The 16,895-nt window shown below is 63.9% G+C and carries 14 protein-coding genes; 13 read left to right on the top strand and 1 reads right to left on the bottom strand.

The annotated features are described in order from the left end of the window. Nucleotides 1–25: 25 nt before the first annotated feature. From SRAH_RS05360 to SRAH_RS05340, 5 genes are all read left to right on the top strand, one after another. Entirely contained in the window at nucleotides 26–1,042 is a 1,017-nt protein-coding gene (locus SRAH_RS05360; protein ID WP_029462322.1) for an NADP-dependent oxidoreductase, read from the top strand. Nucleotides 1,043–1,061: 19 nt separating this feature from the next. Next, on the top strand, nucleotides 1,062–1,967 hold the full coding sequence (locus SRAH_RS05355; protein WP_029462321.1) for an SDR family oxidoreductase: 906 nt from the start codon (nucleotides 1,062–1,064) through the stop codon (nucleotides 1,965–1,967). A gap of 80 nt (nucleotides 1,968–2,047) precedes the next feature. Next, on the top strand, nucleotides 2,048–2,875 hold the full coding sequence (locus SRAH_RS05350; protein WP_029462320.1) for an HDOD domain-containing protein: 828 nt from the start codon (nucleotides 2,048–2,050) through the stop codon (nucleotides 2,873–2,875). A gap of 6 nt (nucleotides 2,876–2,881) precedes the next feature. Beyond that, nucleotides 2,882–3,694, top strand: a complete 813-nt coding sequence (locus SRAH_RS05345) for an HDOD domain-containing protein (protein WP_045476280.1) — start codon at nucleotides 2,882–2,884, stop codon at nucleotides 3,692–3,694. Nucleotides 3,695–3,705: 11 nt separating this feature from the next. Then, nucleotides 3,706–4,776 (top strand): patatin-like phospholipase family protein, encoded by a 1,071-nt coding sequence (locus SRAH_RS05340; RefSeq protein WP_029462318.1) that lies wholly within the window; start codon nucleotides 3,706–3,708, stop codon nucleotides 4,774–4,776. A gap of 17 nt (nucleotides 4,777–4,793) precedes the next feature. Here SRAH_RS05340 and gbd read toward each other — a convergent pair whose 3' ends face one another. Further along, entirely contained in the window at nucleotides 4,794–5,945 is a 1,152-nt protein-coding gene (gene gbd, locus SRAH_RS05335; RefSeq protein ID WP_029462317.1) for a 4-hydroxybutyrate dehydrogenase, read from the bottom strand. Between the two features lie 199 nt (nucleotides 5,946–6,144). Here gbd and SRAH_RS05330 point away from each other — a divergent pair, with 199 nt between their 5' ends. From SRAH_RS05330 to SRAH_RS05295, 8 genes are read left to right on the top strand one after another with little or no spacing between them, the layout of a single operon-like run. Next, complete coding sequence (locus SRAH_RS05330) at nucleotides 6,145–6,726, top strand: restriction endonuclease subunit S (RefSeq protein WP_029462316.1); 582 nt, start codon at nucleotides 6,145–6,147, stop codon at nucleotides 6,724–6,726. After that, complete coding sequence (locus SRAH_RS05325) at nucleotides 6,723–8,282, top strand: type I restriction-modification system subunit M (RefSeq protein WP_029462315.1); 1,560 nt, start codon at nucleotides 6,723–6,725, stop codon at nucleotides 8,280–8,282. Before SRAH_RS05330 ends, SRAH_RS05325 begins: the two co-directional genes overlap by 4 nt. Next, nucleotides 8,279–9,208: a BRO-N domain-containing protein gene (locus SRAH_RS05320; RefSeq protein WP_076606989.1), complete on the top strand. Its 930-nt coding sequence runs from the start codon at nucleotides 8,279–8,281 to the stop codon at nucleotides 9,206–9,208. The genes SRAH_RS05325 and SRAH_RS05320 overlap by 4 nt, the downstream gene beginning before the upstream one ends. Continuing rightward, complete coding sequence (locus SRAH_RS05315) at nucleotides 9,205–10,215, top strand: virulence RhuM family protein (protein ID WP_029462313.1); 1,011 nt, start codon at nucleotides 9,205–9,207, stop codon at nucleotides 10,213–10,215. Before SRAH_RS05320 ends, SRAH_RS05315 begins: the two co-directional genes overlap by 4 nt. After that, the gene (locus tag SRAH_RS05310; protein WP_082210076.1) at nucleotides 10,212–11,414 is read left to right on the top strand and encodes a restriction endonuclease subunit S; all 1,203 of its coding nucleotides are present in this window, start codon (nucleotides 10,212–10,214) and stop codon (nucleotides 11,412–11,414) included. The genes SRAH_RS05315 and SRAH_RS05310 overlap by 4 nt, the downstream gene beginning before the upstream one ends. Further along, complete coding sequence (locus SRAH_RS05305; protein ID WP_029462311.1) at nucleotides 11,414–12,826, top strand: Shedu immune nuclease family protein; 1,413 nt, start codon at nucleotides 11,414–11,416, stop codon at nucleotides 12,824–12,826. The genes SRAH_RS05310 and SRAH_RS05305 overlap by 1 nt, the downstream gene beginning before the upstream one ends. A 2-nt stretch (nucleotides 12,827–12,828) precedes the next feature. Then, nucleotides 12,829–13,668 (top strand): DUF3800 domain-containing protein, encoded by an 840-nt coding sequence (locus SRAH_RS05300; RefSeq protein ID WP_029462310.1) that lies wholly within the window; start codon nucleotides 12,829–12,831, stop codon nucleotides 13,666–13,668. Nucleotides 13,669–13,677: 9 nt separating this feature from the next. Further along, nucleotides 13,678–16,893: a type I restriction endonuclease subunit R gene (locus tag SRAH_RS05295; RefSeq protein WP_029462309.1), complete on the top strand. Its 3,216-nt coding sequence runs from the start codon at nucleotides 13,678–13,680 to the stop codon at nucleotides 16,891–16,893. The last annotated feature ends 2 nt before the right edge of the window (nucleotides 16,894–16,895 follow it).

The following is a 16,895-nucleotide window of genomic DNA, read 5'->3' as shown; positions in this document are numbered from 1 at the left end:
ACAATGGCCTACAAGGAAATTTCACATGAACACCAACACCCGCATCGTGCTCGCCGCACGCCCGCAAGGCCAAGCCGGCCTGGAGCATTTCCGGCTCGAAACCCTGCCCTTTGAGCCCTTACAAGACGGCCAGGTGCGCGTGCGCCACCACTACCTGAGCCTGGACCCCTATATGCGCGGGCGCATGAACGAGGGCAAGAGCTACGCCGCGCCGCAGCCGCTCAATGAGGTGATGATCGGCGGCACCGTGGGCGAAGTGGTGGAGAGCCGCCATCCCCGCTACAAGCCGGGCGACTGGGTGGTCGGCATGGGTGGCTGGCAGCAGCACAGCGTGGTCGATGCCGGGCAGGCCGGTGTGCTGCAACGGGTCGATCCCACCCACGTACCCCTGAGTCACTACCTGGGCGCGGTGGGCATGCCCGGCGTCACAGCCTGGTATGGGCTGGTGCGCATCATCAACCCCCAACCGGGCCAAACCGTGACCGTGAGCGCCGCCAGCGGGGCGGTGGGCAGCGCAGTGGGCGTGCTGGCCAAGGCGCGCGGCTGCCGCGTGGTGGGCATTGCGGGCGGCCCGGACAAATGCGCCTATGTGCGCGAAGAACTGGGCTTTGACGACTGCATCGACCACCGCCTGCACCCCGACCACCTGGCGCTGGCCAAGGCCCTGAAGGCCGCCTGCCCGCAGGGCATCGACGGGCACTTCGAGAACGTCGGCGGGGCCGTGCTCGACGCCGTGCTGCTGCGCAGCAACGCCTTTGCCCGCATCGCCATCTGCGGCATGATCGCGGGCTACGAGGGGCAGCCGCTGCCGCTGCTGAACCCGGCGCTGATCCTGATCAACCGCCTGCGCATAGAAGGCTTCATCGTCAGCGAACACATGCAAGACTGGCCGCCCGCGCTGGCCGAGCTCGGGCAACTGGTGGGCAGCGGGCGTTTTCGGCCCCGCGAAACCATCGCGCAGGGCATCGAATCGGCCCCGGCGGCCTTTTTGGGCCTGCTCAAGGGGCAGAACTTTGGCAAGCAACTGGTGCGGCTGGTTTGAGCACCCAAAGGGCAAGGCAATGAACATGCATAGGCAGGGCCAGGTGGCGCTGATCACCGGGGCCGCTTCGGGCTTTGGGCTGGAAGTGGCGCGGCTGGCGGCGCAGCAGGGCATGAAGCTGGTGCTGGTGGATGTGCAGGCCGAGGCCCTGCAACGCGCCGTGGCTGAACTCGACGCGCTGGGGGTGCAGACGCTGGCGCAGGTGCTCGACGTGTCAGACGCCGCCGCCATGGACGCCCTGGGCACAGCGGTGCAGCAGCGCTTTGGCGCGCCACACTTTGTGTTCAACAACGCCGGGGTAGGCGCGGGCGGGCTGGTGTGGGAAAACAGCGTAGCCGATTGGAACTGGGTGCTGGGCGTCAACCTCTGGGGCGTGATCCACGGTGTGCGCGTGTTTACGCCGCTGATGCTGGCCGCCGCCGCAGCCGACCCAGCCTACCGGGGCCACATCGTCAACACCGCCAGCATGGCCGGCCTGCTCACGCCGCCCAATATGGGCGTGTACAACGTGAGCAAGCACGCCGTGGTGGCCCTAAGCGAGACCCTGTACCAAGATTTGGCGCTGGTGACGCAGCAGGTGCGCGCCAGCGTTCTGTGCCCCTACTACGTGCCCACTGGAATCAGCCAGAGCCAGCGCAACCGCCCGGCCCAATGGGCCGCCGAGGCCCCCACGCGCAGTCAGTTAATCGGGCAGGCCATGAGCGACAAGGCCGTGGGCAGCGGCAAGGTGACGGCGGCTGAAGTGGCGGCCCAGGTGATGGCCGCGCTCGACAGCGGCGACTTTTACCTCTACAGCCACCCGCAGGCGCTGGGCAACGTGCAGGCGCGCTGGCAGGCGATCGTGCAGGGCCGCAACCCGCCCGACCCCTTTGCCGAGCGGCCGCAGGTGGGGGAGCAGTTGCGCGCGGCCCTGCGGTCGGGCTGAGTGTGGTCCCCGCGCCATGCAGCCAAGCCTTGGCGCTCCACTATACTGCCCAGCCATACGATTCCCCTACTCAGCGCCCCATGCAACTCGAAGAACTCCTTGCCCACGCCAAGGCACTGCCCAGCATTCCACGAGTGGTGTCCGAGGTGACGGCCGAGCTCAACAAAGACGAGCCCGATGCACTCCGCATCAGCGAGTCCATCAGCACCGACCCGGCCCTCACCGCGCGCTTGCTTAAGCTGGCCAATTCGGCCTTTTTTGGCCTCTCGCGCGAGATTTTGAGTGTGCAGGATGCCGTCAACATCTTGGGTTTCAACCAATTGCGCACCACGGTGCAGGCGGTGGCGCTGGGGCGCAGCTTCAAGAACGTGCCCGGTGTGAATCTGGAGCAATTTTGGCGTTACAGCCTCAACAGCGCCAAAATTTGCCGCACCCTGGCGCGCAGCATGCGTCAAAACGAGGGCGCGGCCTTCACGGCGGGCTTGGTGCATGCGGTGGGCGACTTGGTGCTGCACATCGGCCTGCCCGATGAAATCGCCCGCATCGACTGGAGCGTTTCGCCCTTCGACATGAAGCGCGCCGAGGCCGAGCGCGCCGTGTTGGGCTACACCTACGCCGACGTGAGTGCCGCCTTTGCCGCCAAATGGGATTTCCCCGAGTTGATCGTGCGCGCGCTCCAGCACCAGTTGCTGCCCTTTGAGGGCGACATTTACGAACCGCTGGCGGGCATCGTGCACATGGCAGCGTGGCGCGCGCGCGCCCAAGAAATCAACCTCGACCGCGAGGGCATGGCGGCCACCTTCCCCGAAGTGGTGGCGATTTTGCTGGGGCTGGACCTTGACATGGTGCTCGATAAAGACCCCAGTGACTGGACCTCGGCGGGCGAGTTGTCGGCTTTTCTGGGCTGAGTCGCCATGCGCCTCGACGAGCTGCTGCAGCAGCCCCAGAGTTTGCCGGTGGTGCCCGAACTGGCGGCCAGGCTGATCCAGACCTTTGGACTCGATGAGGTCGATTTCGACGCGCTGGCACGCGACATCGAGCACGACCCGGTGCTTACGGCGCGCCTGCTGCGGCAGGCCAATTCCTCTTTTTTTGCGCTGCTGCGCCCGGTCGGCACGGTGCGCGAGGCCATCACGGTGCTGGGGCTCAACAAGGTGCGCGCGCTGGTCATCGCCGCCGCCCTGAATGCCAGCTTTCATGCCGTGAGCGGCATCAACCTAGACAAATTCTGGCATTTCAGCTTTGCCGCCGCCACCGTGGCCCGGCTGGTCTGCACCCCGCGCCGGCTTGACGCCAACCTGGCTTTCACCGCTGCCCTGCTGCACGGCGTGGGCGAGCTGGTGCTGCACATGGGGCTGCCCGAGGCCATGGCCGACCTGAACCAGCGCGTGGGCGTGTTTGCGCTCGATCGCGCCGCCGCCCAACGGCTGGCGCTGGGCTACAGCTACGCCGAAACGGGTGCCGCGCTGGTGCAGCACTGGCGCCTGCCGCGCCTGCTGGTGACAGCCATCGCACAGCACGCCGAGCCGCTGGCGGCGGCCGAACAAGAACCGCTGGCGGCGGTGGTGCACCTAGCGAGCTGGCGCGCGCGCCTGCTGCTGGCGGGCAACCACCCCAACGAGCTGATCGACCACTACCCAGACGACGTGGGCGAGGCGCTGGGGCTGGACCCGGACCTGCTGGTTGCGCCCGACGTGGCCGGGCTGGATCAACTGCCGGGGCTCTGATGGCCACGGGCATGCAGGCGCTGCGCCTCTACGCCGGCCCAGCCGCGCTGCGCCATTTGCAAACCCAGGGTTTGCAGGCGCAGGACGTGGGCATTGTGGCCGGGGCTGCCGGTGGCCCCAAGGGGCTGATTTTGGGGCCGCTGGACCGCTTCATCTTTGGCCATTGGCTGGCGCACAGCGCGCAGACCATCGACCTCGTGGGGGCCTCGGTCGGGGCTTGGCGCATGGCCACGGCCTGTTTGGACGATTGCGCCCAGGCCTTCGAGCGCTTTGAGCACGGCTACATCCGCCAGCACTTTGAGCTGCCGCCGGGGCGCAAACGGCCCACGGCGGCGCACGTGAGCGAGCGCTTTGCGCACAATTTGCAGCTTTTTTACGCCGGCCGCTTGCAGCAGGTGCTGGCACACCCGCGCTACCGGCTGCATGTGCTCACCTCGCGCGGCCGCCATGTGCTGCGGCGCGAACAGCGCTGGCTCACCCCAGCGGGCTACCTCGGGGCCTGGCTGAGCAACGCGCTGCACCGCCCAGCGCTGGGGGCGTGGCTGGAGCGGGTGGTGTTTTCGACCCCGGGGGCGGCCTTGCCCTTTGCCAGCACCGATTTGCGCACGCGCCAGATTGGGCTTGACGAGCGCAACCTGCTGCCAGCGCTGCAAGCCAGTTGCTCGGTGCCGTTTGCCATGCAGGCGGTGCCCGACATCGCCGGCGCGCCCCGCGGCGCCTACTGGGACGGCGGCATCACCGACTACCACTTGCACCTGAACTGGCGGCCCGAGCGCGGCCTGGTGCTGTACCCGCACTTTCAGCGCCACCTGGTGCCGGGCTGGCTCGACAAGGCGCTCAAGTGGCGCCATCGCAGCACGGCGTTTCTGGACCGCACCTTGGTGCTGGCCCCCAACCCGGACTGGCTGCGCACGCTGCCGCACGGCAAGCTACCCGATCGCAGCGATTTTGAGCGCTACGGCAGCGATCTGGGGGCGCGGGTGCAGGCTTGGAGCCGCGCGGCTTCGGCCAGCCAGCAGTTGGCCGACGAATTCGACGCCTGGCTGCAACGGCCCGACCCCTCGCAGGTGCGGCCGCTGTAGCGGTTTTGCCTCGCGGTTTACATCGAGGCTTCGAGCAGGGCGCGGTAGTCGTCGGCGCTGGCCAGGCGCGGGTTGCTTTTGTGGCAGTGGTCGGCCAAGGCGCCTTCGATCACGCGCTCAAACAGCTCGCGGCCCACGCCCATGGCCGCCAGCCCGCTGGGCAAGCCTAGGCGCTGGTTCAGGGCGCGGATGGCCGGGCCTAGGGCTTGTGCGTCGGTGCCCAAACCCATGGCCTGCGCCATGCGCTCCAGGCGGCGCTCTTGCTGCACCGCTGCGGCGCTGGCATTGAAGGCCAGCACGGCGGGCAAAAACACCGCATTCAGGGTGCCGTGGTGCAGCCGTGGCAGCACGCCACCCAAGCTGTGGCTGAGCGAGTGCACGCAGCCCAGCCCTTTTTGGAAGGCCATTGCGCCCTGCATGCTGGCGCTCATCATCTGCAGCCGCGCCTGGCGGTCTTGCCCATCGCGGGTGGCGCGTTCGATGTGCGCCCAGCCGCGCTCTAGCCCGTCGAGCGCGATGCCGTCGGCCGGTGGGTTGAAGGCGCTGGCCATGAAGGTTTCCATGCAGTGCGCGATCGCGTCCATGCCAGTGGCGGCGGTGAGCAGCGGCGGCAGCCCGAGCGTGAGCTCCGGGTCGAGGATGGCCGCCTTGGGCAGCAAATGCCAACTGTGAAAGCCGAGTTTGCGCCCGTCGTCCACGATCAGGATCGCGCCGCGCGCCACTTCGCTGCCGGTGCCAGCGGTGGTGGGCACAGCGATCAAGGGCGGCACCTGGGCGCTGATTTTGGCCGATCCGCCCTCGATGGTGGCATAGGTTTTGAGCGGCCCCGGGTGCGCTACGGCAATCGCCACGCCCTTGGCGCAGTCGATGGCGCTGCCGCCGCCGAGCGCGATCAGGCCGTCGCAGCGCTCGCGCCCATAGACCGCAGCGGCGGCGCGAACGGCGGCCTCGGTCGGGTTGCTGGGGGTGGCATCGAACACCGCGTGGGGCAGGGCGGTGCCCCCTAGGCCCAGCGCCGCCACGGCGCGCTCCAGCAGCCCGGCGGCGCGCACCCCGGCGTCGGTAACGATCAAGGGCCGCCCGATGCCGACGCGCTCGCACTCGCTGGCCAGCAGGCACAGGGCGCCGAGCTCGATCTGGATCTGGGTCAGGTAAAAAATCTGGGCCATGGGGCAGTCTCCGGGTGGGGGTGTGCTGGTCCTCGACTATAGCCCTTGCTGCCGCTGCGGCGATAGGCTCCCTGTGCGGTTTGCAGGGTAGGGGGGCAATAGAAAATTTGTAGTAACGCTATTACTTTTACTTGACATCCGCAATCTGGCCACCTAAAATCGCGTCCATGATGATTGTCGTAACGGCGTTTTTGCAACCATGAAGCTTGGCGGCTTGGCTGAAGTGCAGATGGGCTACCCATTCCGGTCGCGCCTCGAGCACGACCCGCAGGGCGATGTCGCCGTGATCCAGATGAAGGACATCGACGACGCCAACCTGCTGCACACCAAAGAGGCCACCCGGGTAACGCTGCCCAAGGGCAAGACCCACCACCTGCTGCGCGCGGGCGATCTGCTGTTGCGTTCGCGGGGCCGCAGCAATGGCGTGGCGCTGGTCGCGCAAGGCATCGATCGGGCCGTGCTCTCGGCGCCCATGCTGCTGATCCGGCCCCATGGTGTGTTGCCAGCCTACCTGTGCTGGTACCTCAACGCGCCGGCCACCCAGGCCCAACTGGCAGCGCTGGCCGAGGGCACCTCGGTACGGATGATAAGCGCCGAAGCGCTGAAGGCGCTGGAAGTTGCGCTGCCTTCGCTGGCCGCGCAGCAGCGCATCGTGCAAGCCGCTGCCTTGGCCGAACAAGAACAAATGCTGCTGGCCCGCATCGCCACCCTGCGCCAGCGCCTGACCATGCACATGCTGATGAAACTTGCCCACCCATTGCCAGAAAGGGCCACCCCATGACCGACCCGCTCACCCAACAAGAAGTCAACAACACCGCTTGGGCCGCCTGCGACACCTTTCGCGGCGTCATCGACCCGGCGCAGTACAAGGACTACATCCTGGTGATGCTGTTCCTGAAGTACATCAGCGACCTGTGGGCCGACCACTACGCCGAGTTCCAGAAAGAATACGGCAACGACGAGGAGCGCATCCGCCGCCGGCTTGCGCGCGAACGCTTCATCCTGCCCTACGTCGAGTTCAAGGACGAGAAGAGCGGCGCAGTCACCGACCGCTTTCTGGCCGACTTCCATGCGCTGTACGAGCGGCGCAAGGCCGCCAACCTTGGCGAGCTGATCAACATCGTGCTCGACCACATCGAAGAGGCCAACAAGGCCAAGCTCGAAGGCGTGTTTCGTAACATTGACTTCAACAGCGAAGCGAATCTCGGCAAGACCAAGGACCGCAATCGTCGGCTGGAAAACCTGCTCAACGACTTCGCCAAGCTCGACCTGCGCCCCTCGCGCGTGTCCGAGGACGTGATCGGCGATACCTACATCTATCTGATCGAGCGCTTCGCCTCCGACGCTGGCAAAAAGGCCGGCGAGTTCTACACGCCCAAGCAGGTATCGAAGCTGCTGGCGCAACTGGCCGCGCCCAAGCCAGGGGATCGCATCTGCGACCCCACCTGCGGCGCCGGCGGCCTGCTGATCGAAGTCGCCGCGCTGGTGCAAGCGCAGGGCAGCCGCGACTTCGCCCTGTTCGGCCAAGAGGTCAACGGCAGCACCTGGGCGCTGGCCCGCATGAACATGTTCCTGCACGGCAAGGACGCCGCCCGCATCGAATGGGGCGACACGATCAACAGCCCGGCGCTGGTAGAGGCCGACCGCCTGATGCGCTTCAACGTGGTGGTGGCCAACCCGCCCTTCAGCCTCGACAAGTGGGGCGGTGCAGAAGTCGAGGCCGACCGCTACAGCCGGTTCTGGCGCGGATTGCCGCCCAAGTCCAAGGGCGATTACGCCTTCATCACCCACATGATCGAAACCGCGCTGCCGCAAGAAGGCCGCGTGGCCGTGGTGGTGCCGCACGGCGTGCTGTTCCGGGGTGGTGCCGAAGGTCGCATCCGCCGCGCGTTGATTGAGGAGAACCTGCTCGATGCCGTCATCGGGCTGCCGGGCAATTTGTTTCCCACTACATCGATTCCGGTCGCCATTCTGGTGTTCGATCGTGCCCGCGAAAAGGGCGGCATCCGCGAAGACTGCCAAGACGTGCTGTTCATCGACGCCAGCCGCGACTACCAGAGCGGCAAGAACCAGAACACCCTGCTCGACGAGCACATGGCCAAGGTGCTGGGCACCTTCCGGGCTCGCCAGCCGGTGGACAAGTACGCCCATGTCGCGAGCCTGCAGGAGATCGCCGACAACGACTTCAACCTCAACATCCCGCGCTACGTGGACACCTTCGAGGAAGAGCAAGAGATCGACGTGGCCGCGGTCGAGCAGGAGATCGAGCGCCTAGAGGGCGAGCTGGCCGAGGTGCGCACGCGGATGAAGCAGTACCTCAAGGAGCTGGGCGTATGAGCAAGAAAGCCACCGCAGCCAATCCGGGCAGCGAAGGCCGAATCATCGTTTTCCAAGAGCAAGCCATCCGCCGCACCTGGCACCAGAACGAGTGGTGGTTCTCCGTCGTCGATGTCTGTCAGGTCCTTACCGAAAGCGTCGATGCCGGTGCCTACTGGCGCAAACTCAAGCAGCGGCTTGGGGCGGAGGCCAGCGAAGTCGTGACGTTTTGTCACGGGTTGAAGCTGTCTGCGCCGGACGGCAAGCAACGCATTACCGATTGTGCCAACACCGAAGGTCTGTTGCGCATCATCCAGTCCATTCCCTCGCCCAAGGCCGAACCGTTCAAGCGCTGGCTCGCCCAGGTGGGCTACGAGCGCGTCAAGGAGATCGAAGACCCGGAACTCGCCAGTGCCCGGGCGCGCGCGCTCTACGAGTCCAAGGGTTATCCCAAGGACTGGATCGAGAAGCGCCTGCGTTCCATCACCGTGCGCGGCGCCCTCACCGACGAATGGAAGCAGCGCGGCGTCAATGAAGGCCGGGAATACTCGATCCTCACCGCCGAGATCGCCCGCGCCACCTTTGGCGTCACGCCCGGGGACCACCGCAAGCTCAAGGGTCTGGAGCAGGCCAAGGCCGCCAACCTGCGCGATCACATGACCGATCTGGAGCTGATTTTCACCATGCTCGGCGAGGCCAGCACCACCGAAATCGCCAAGCGCAAGGATGCGCAAGGGTTCCAGCAGAACAAGACCGCCGCCAAGGAAGGAGGCGCAGTGGCCGGCAATGCACGCAAGGAACTGGAGGCGAAGTCGGGCCAGCCCGTCATCAGCCCCGAAAACCATCTGGCCCATCTGGCCCATCCGGCCCATCTGGCACCCCCGGGCGCAGAGGTTTCCGAAGCGCCCGTTGCGCCATTGCCCAGGAAAGCAGGGAAGAAGCCATGAGCGGCGGCGAACTGATCCTCTACACCTTGGATGACGGCAGCACTGCCATCCAGTTGCGCGCCGAGGGCGGCACCGTCTGGCTGACACAGCTCGAAATGGCCACCCTGTTCGACACGTCCAAACAGAACATCAGCCTGCACATCAAGAACATTCTGGCCGAGGGCGAGCTGTCGCCGGCAGTCGTCAAGGAATACTTGACCACTGCCAGTGACGGGAAGAACTACCAAACAAAGGCTTACAACCTCGACCTGATCCTGGCCGTCGGCTACCGGGTGCGCTCCCCGCGCGGCACCCAGTTCCGCCAGTGGGCCACCACCCACCTGCGCGAGTACCTGGTCAAGGGCTTCGTGCTGGACGACGCCCGGCTCAAGGAGCCCGGCGGCTGGGACTACTTCGACGAGCTGCTGGCGCGCATCCGCGACATCCGTGCGTCCGAGAAACGCTTCTACCAGAAGATCCGCGACATCTACGCCACCGCCGTGGACTACGACAGCCAGTCCGAGGCCGCCCAACTGTTCTTCAAGAAGGTGCAGAACAAGATGCTGTGGGCCGTCACCGGCCACACTGCGCCCGAGCTCATCGCCGGTCGCGCCGACCCCGCCCTGCCCCACATGGGCCTGAGCACTTGGGCCGGGGGCCGGGTGCGCAAGCAGGACGTCACCATCGCCAAGAACTACCTGAGCCAAGACGAGATCGAGGCGCTGGACCGCATCGTCGTCATGTACCTCGACTACGCCGAAGACCAGGCAAGCCGCCGCCGCACCCTGAGCATGCGCGACTGGGAGGACAAGCTCGACGCCTTCTTGCAGTTCAACGAACGCGAGGTGCTGAGCCACGCCGGCAAGCTGCGCGCAGATGTGGCGGAGAAGCTGGCGCTGGAGCGCTACGAGAGCTTCGACGCCAATCGGCGCGAGGCGGCGCGGTTGGCGGCGGATGCGGAGGATATCGCGGCGCTGGAACAGACCGAGCGGCAACTGGAAGGCAAAGGGCGGGGGAAGAGGAAATGAAGCGCAGGAAGTTCGACATCGTGCCGCTTGGTGAGCTCCTAGAAGGTACACCTCGCAATGGCTACTCACCAGTCTGCCCCGAGTTACCAACCGGCAAATGGGTACTCGGTTTGTCAGCACTTGATGGTCGCGGGCTTGACCTGTCTGAACCTAAGCCCGCGCCCGCAAACAATCCGCTTGTCGACAAGTTCATGCTGCGGCCCGGTGATTTCCTGATCAGCCGTTCGAACACGTTCGACAAGGTTGGCCGCGTCGGTGTTTTCCGTGGGGAGCTTGAGAACTGCTCATATCCAGACTTGATGATGAGGTTTCGTCCGGACTGCGAAAAAGTGAATCCGCCTTACTTGGAGACGTATCTTCAGAGCGATGCGGCAATCAAGTTCATTCGACAGCATGCCACCGGCACAAGTGGCAGCATGAAGAAGATCAACCAATCAACGGTTGAGTCGATCCCCGTAGTTGTTCCTCCGATACTTGAGCAAGCATCAATTGCCGCGCTACTTCTTGAATGGTACGATGCCATCCAGAAGACCGAGCAACTGATCGCGGCAAAGGAGCGGCATTACAGCCACGAACTGTCGCGCCTTTTCTCGGAATATCGAACGACTCCAAGGAGATGCCGGCTCGGCGACATCTCTTACGTACCACAGAAGCTTCCCGAAGCGCCGCAAGCCAATGACGTCTACGTTCTGGTTAGGCTCTACTGCAAAGGCATTGAAAAAAACGAACGACAGAAGCAGGCACCGACAAAGAATGGCCGCCCCATTTTCAGAAGGAATGCAGGTGAACTTCTTGTCGGTAGACAGAACATCCATAACGGGGGCTTCGGAATTGTGCCGAAAGACCTGAATGGGTCACTAGCATCGAGTGCAATAACGAGCCTTAGCTTCCACCCGGAGAAGGCTTCTGCCGAGTATGTTTTTTTCTATCTGAGCCGCCCCAGCCATTACAAGAAAATTGAGAGGGTGATGGGTGGCACAGGGCAAAAGGAAATTTCTGAGAGCCAGCTCATGGCGCTCCCCATCCCAATGCCGGCCCTCCACACCCAAACCGCCATCGCCCGCTACCTCAACGCCCTGCGCGAGGAGATCGACCTGCTCGGCCAGTCCGTCGCGGCGCTCAAGTCGCAAAAGCGCGGGCTGATGCAAAAGCTACTCACCGGCCAGTGGCGGCTGCCAGTTCAAGAGGAGGCTAACTGATGGCGATCGGTTTCCGACAGCATGACCCGGATAGCGATGGCACCCTAGAGGTCGAGGAGGTCCATCCCAACTTCGTCGAGGTCTACTTCATACCGCCCGAGCGGAGTCTGGTGGAGGCAAGGCTCGACCCGGCGCAAGCCAATAGCTACAGAACCAAGCTACTGGAGATCAACGGCCAGCACAAATTGTTGACGATCTATCCGCTCAGCACATTCGGCGACCGATCCGATTTCCTGAAGCCGAAATATGGCCAGATCGAGCGCATCACTCTCGATGACACAGACATCATCTCCGGGGTCGGCTGGGACGCGACTTCGACACCGGAGGACGTGCGCGATGTCCTGGAGAATCTACCCCCCACTTTCACCAAGGACTACGCCTACGGGCTTGGGCTCGCAAAGCCATACCGATTCATCATCGATGCGGTGGAAGCGCTGTCGGATTGCAGCGAAATAGTCATCACCGACAAACACGCCACCGGTCCCACCCAGGACGGCGACGGGATCTTCTACATCTCCACACAGGATTTCGAGCAGGCGCGCGTCGAACTGAACAAGATTGACCGCCACGCGCAATCTGCTGTCCGTGCCGTGAAATGGACTGCTGCCCACAACATCCTCGCGGAACGGCTCGGGGTGCCGAAGCAGGACCCGAAAACAGGCCGACACCCCTATCGCAAGCTCTTCACCGCCGTGGCGGAGGGCAAAGAGGAGTTGTCCGAGGAAGACCAGAACGCCGTGATCGGCGCCTTGACCAGCCATGCCGCCGATATCGCCGAGGATCAGCCGGAGAAGCTGGCGAAGCTACGCGGCGACATCGAGCTGGTGACGCTTGAAGCCCTGATCACCCGATATGAGGGGATGCTTGGCGGGAACCTTGTCGAAGGTCGCTGGCAGGATTTCTTCAACGAGAATCCCTTCATCCTGAACATGGCCTTCGGCTATCCCGTGATCAAGGTGCGGGACCAGGCATCGGTCGGTGGACGCAAGCTGTCGGGCGACGGGGAGAAGATCACTGATTTTCTGGTGAAGAACAGCCTGACCAACAACACGGCGATCTTCGAGATCAAGACGCCACAGACGTCGATTCTCAACAAGACACCGTTTCGCGATGGCGTTTACACGCCGTCGGCCGACCTGTCGGGTTCGATCAATCAGGCGCTCGATCAGAGGTACCAGTTTCAAAAGCAGATTGCCCAGATCAAGGACAACACCCGGCTTTACGACATCGAGTCCTACGCCGTGCATTGCTACCTCGTGATTGGCAAGACGCCCGATGGCGATAACCGGAAGAAGTCTTTCGAGCTATTCCGGCGCAATTCCAAGGATGTCGAGATCGTGACCTTCGACGAGCTGCTGGAGAAACTCAAACAGCTAAGCGCCTTTCTGCGCGCGGCCGAAGCGGAGATCTGATCATGAAGTTTGCCTATATCGACGAGTCTGGCAGCACCGAGGAAGGTGATGTGTTCGTCATGGCGGGCCTGCTAATCGATGCCTACCGCCTGCGCAAGTACACCAGTCGCTTCGATCAGGAACTGGCTGCCTTTCTGGCCAAGCATCCTAGCGTGCCGAACGAGCTCAAGACCAAGGCCTTCATAAATGGCCGTGGCGGCTGGAATACGGTGTCTGCCGACGACCGTAAACAGTTCCTCAGCGACATGTGCGCGCTGGCTGCGGAAGTCTCGTCGATCTATGGCTTCGGGATGTCGTTCGAACGCTTCAATGCGGCCTGCGCCAGCGGCACTTACATCACGCCATGCGCCGGAAATTACTGGGCGCTCAGCGGGATGTTCGTCAGCGGGCTGATCCAGAAGAAGATGCAGAGCACGTCCAACAACAAAGGGTTGACCGTCCTCATCTTCGACGACAACAAGGCTCACATGCCCAAGGTGTCGGACGGGCTCTATCTCGCAGAGCCATGGTTCGACGCCTTGTACCAGCAGACGAAGAAGGTCAAAGGCAAGAATCAGTGGAGCGACTTGAAGCACCCTGAACGCTTTAACCACATCATCAATACCGCCTTTGCGATCAAGTCACAGCATTCCTCGCTAGTGCAGGTGGCGGATGCAGTGAGTTATGTGTATCGCCGTTATCTGGAGCTCACGACGCAACCGGAAGCCTGGGCCGGCGAGCAGGCCTTCTATGCTGGTCTGGTAACCAGACTAGATGCCAAACGCGGGCGGCTGGGCCGCACACCCGATGCCGAGTGCATCAACTTCTTCAACGCGGTCAAGCACCCCGCCTGGGCGCTTTAGGGTATGACGATGGACAGCTTCCGCTTCGACGAAAAATACCTCTCCCAGATCCCGGCGCTGCAGGTGCTGGTCAACCTGGGCTACCAATACCTCACGCCCGCCCAGGCGCTGGCTGCGCGGGCTGGCCGCACCAGCAATGTGCTGCTGGAGGAGGTCTTGCGCGAGCAACTGAAGAAGCTCAACCGCATCCAGCACAAGGGCGGCAGCTACCTGTTCAGCGAAGAGAACCTCCAGAGCGCCATCCAGCGCCTGAAGAACGTCAAGTTCGACGGCCTGCTCAAGACCAACGAGGCGGTGTACGACCTGCTGTCGCTGGGCGTGGCGCTGGAGCAGTCCATAGAGGGCGACCAGAAGAGCTTCACGCTGAACTACGTGGACTGGCGCAATCCGGCCAACAACGTCTATCACGTGGCGGCCGAGTTTGCGGTGGAGCGCAGCCGCAGCGTCGAGACTTGCCGGCCGGATGTGGTGCTGTTCGTCAACGGCATCCCCTTCGCGGTGATCGAGTGCAAGTCGCCTAGGGTCGAGGTGGGCCAGGCCATCTCGCAGACCATCCGCAACCAGCGCGACGAGTACATCCCGCGCCTGTTCACCTATGCACAAACGCTGCTGGCGCTGAACAAAAACGAGGCCCGCTACGCCACCACCGGCACCCCGGCCAAGTTCTGGTCGAAGTGGAAGGAGGAGGTGGCGGACGCAGAGCTGGCGCCACTGCTGGAACGCCCGTTGCCGGAGTCGGTCAAGGCCTCGTTGTTCGATCTGGCCTTTGCCGAGCTGGGCGTGCGCGAGGAAGAGGCGCCCTACCTGGTTGGCCGGCAGGCGACCGAGCAGGACCGCACGCTCTACGCGCTGTGCCGCCCCGAGCGCCTGCTGGAGATGGTATGGCGCTACACCGTGTTCGACGGTGGCGTGCGCAAGATCGCGCGCTACCAGCAGGTGTTTGCCATCCGCGAGGTGCTCGCCCGCGTCAAGCAGACCGACGACGCTGGCCGCCGCCGCGGCGGCATCGTCTGGCACACCCAGGGCTCGGGCAAGTCGCTGACCATGGTGATGCTGGCGCGCGCGCTGGCGCTGGAGCCCGCCATCCGCAATCCGCGCATCGTGCTGGTGACCGACCGGGTGGATCTGGACAAGCAACTCGGCAACACCTTCGCGGCTTGCGGGCTTTCGCCCGACCGGGCCGAGAGTGGGCGCCATCTGGTGGAGCTGATGTCCGACGGCAAGGCGCACATCGTCACCACGCTGGTGCACAAGTTCGACAAGGCGCTGGCCTACAGGAAGTTCAGCGATGCCTCGCCCGACATCTTCGTACTGGTGGACGAAACCCAGCGCACCCAGTTGGGCAGTTACTCGGCACGCATGCGCCAGATGTTCCCGAATGCCTGTTACATCGGCTTCACCGGCACGCCGCTCTTGACCCGCGAGAAGAGCGACGTGGCCAAGTTCGGCGGCGTGATCCACACCTATGCCATTGACCAGGCGGTGGCCGACGGGGCTATCGTGCCGCTGCTCTACGAGGGGCGCATGGTGGAACTGGAGCAGAACCAGGCCGCCATCGACATCTGGTTTGAGCGCCACACCCTGGGGCTGAGCGACGCGCAGAAGGCCGACCTGAAGAAGAAGTACGCCCGCGCCGAGATGCTGAACAAGGCCGAGCAGGTGATCTACATGCGCGCCTTCGACATCAGCGAGCATTACCGCCAGAACTGGCAGGGCACCGGCTTCAAGGCGCAACTGGTGGCGCCCAACAAGGCGGCGGCGCTGCGCTACAAGGCATTTCTGGACGAGCTGGGCGCGGTCACCAGCGAGGTGATCATCTCGCCACCCGACGAGCGCGAAGGCTTCGATGAGATCGACGTCGAGGAATCTACTGATGTGGTAGTAGCGTTCTGGCAGCGCATGATGAAGCGCTACGGCTCGGAGGAGGACTACAACAAAACCATTGTCAACGCGTTCAAGAACGGCGACGAGCCGGAAATCCTGATCGTGGTGGACAAGCTGCTGACCGGCTTCGACGCGCCACGCAACACCGTGCTGTATCTGGCGCGGCGGCTCAAGGACCATACCCTGCTGCAGGCCATCGCCCGGGTGAATCGGTTGTACGAGGACGAGTCGGGTAGCAAGACCAAGGACTTCGGCTACGTCATCGACTACGTGGGGGTCTTGGGCGAGCTGGATCAGGCGCTGACCACCTACAGTGCCCTGGACGGGTTCGATGCCAAGGATCTGGACGGTGCGCTGAGCTCGATCCATGAAGAAACCAAGGCGCTGCCGCAGCGCCATGCCGAGCTGTGGGACCTGTTCAAGACGGTGAAGAACCGCCACGACGAGGAAGCCTTCGAGCAATTGCTGGCCGATGAGAAATTGCGCGCCGGGTTCTACGAACGGCTGTCGGCCTACGCCAAGACCTTGGCCATCGCGCTGTCCAGCGAGCGCTTCATCACCGAGATACCCGAACACAAGCTGCGCGCCTACAAGAACGACCTCAAACGCTTCGTCAATCTGAAGGCGGCGGTGAAGCTGCGCTATGCCGAATCGGTGGACTACCGCGACTTCGAACCGCGCATCCAGAAGCTGCTGGACACCCATATCTCGGCCTCCGAGGTGGTGCGGCTGAACGCGCCGGTGAACATCTTCGACGAGACGGCGTTCCAGAAGGTGGTCGAGGAGCAAGGCGCGGGCAGCGAGAAAAACCTTGGAGCCAAGGCCGACATGATCGCCCACGCCACCAAGCGCGCTATCAGCGAACGGCTGGAGCAGGACCCGGCTTTCTACGAAAAATTCTCCAAGCTGATCCAGCAGGCCATCGACGACTACCGTGCCAAGCGCGTGTCCGATCTGGAATACCTGCGGCGCGTCAGCGAGATCAAAGACGCTGTGGTGTCGCGCAAGGGCGATGACCTGCCACCGGCACTGAACGGCGACGCCGACGCGGCGGCCGTCTATGGCCTGTTGCGCCCCTTCGTGGCTATCCACCTGAGCGACACCGAGCAGGCCCAGACCACCGCCGCCGAAGCCGCCATGGCGGTGTGGGATATCTTTCGCCGCAACCGCAAGGTGGGCTACTGGGATGACCTCGACGCCCAGCGCCGGACCATGAACGAGATCGACGACTACCTCTACGACGAGGTGAAGGGCACGCGGGGCATTGCCCTGTCCACCAAAGAGATGGACGAGATCATCGAGAAGACGATGCAACTCGCCCGCCACCGGATGGCAGGGTGAAG

The organism is Serpentinimonas barnesii (genome assembly GCF_000696225.1).
GTDB lineage: Bacteria > Pseudomonadota > Gammaproteobacteria > Burkholderiales > Burkholderiaceae_C > Serpentinimonas > Serpentinimonas barnesii.
Note: the sequence above shows the minus strand (reverse complement) of the source record. Positions and strands in the feature narration are given on the sequence as shown.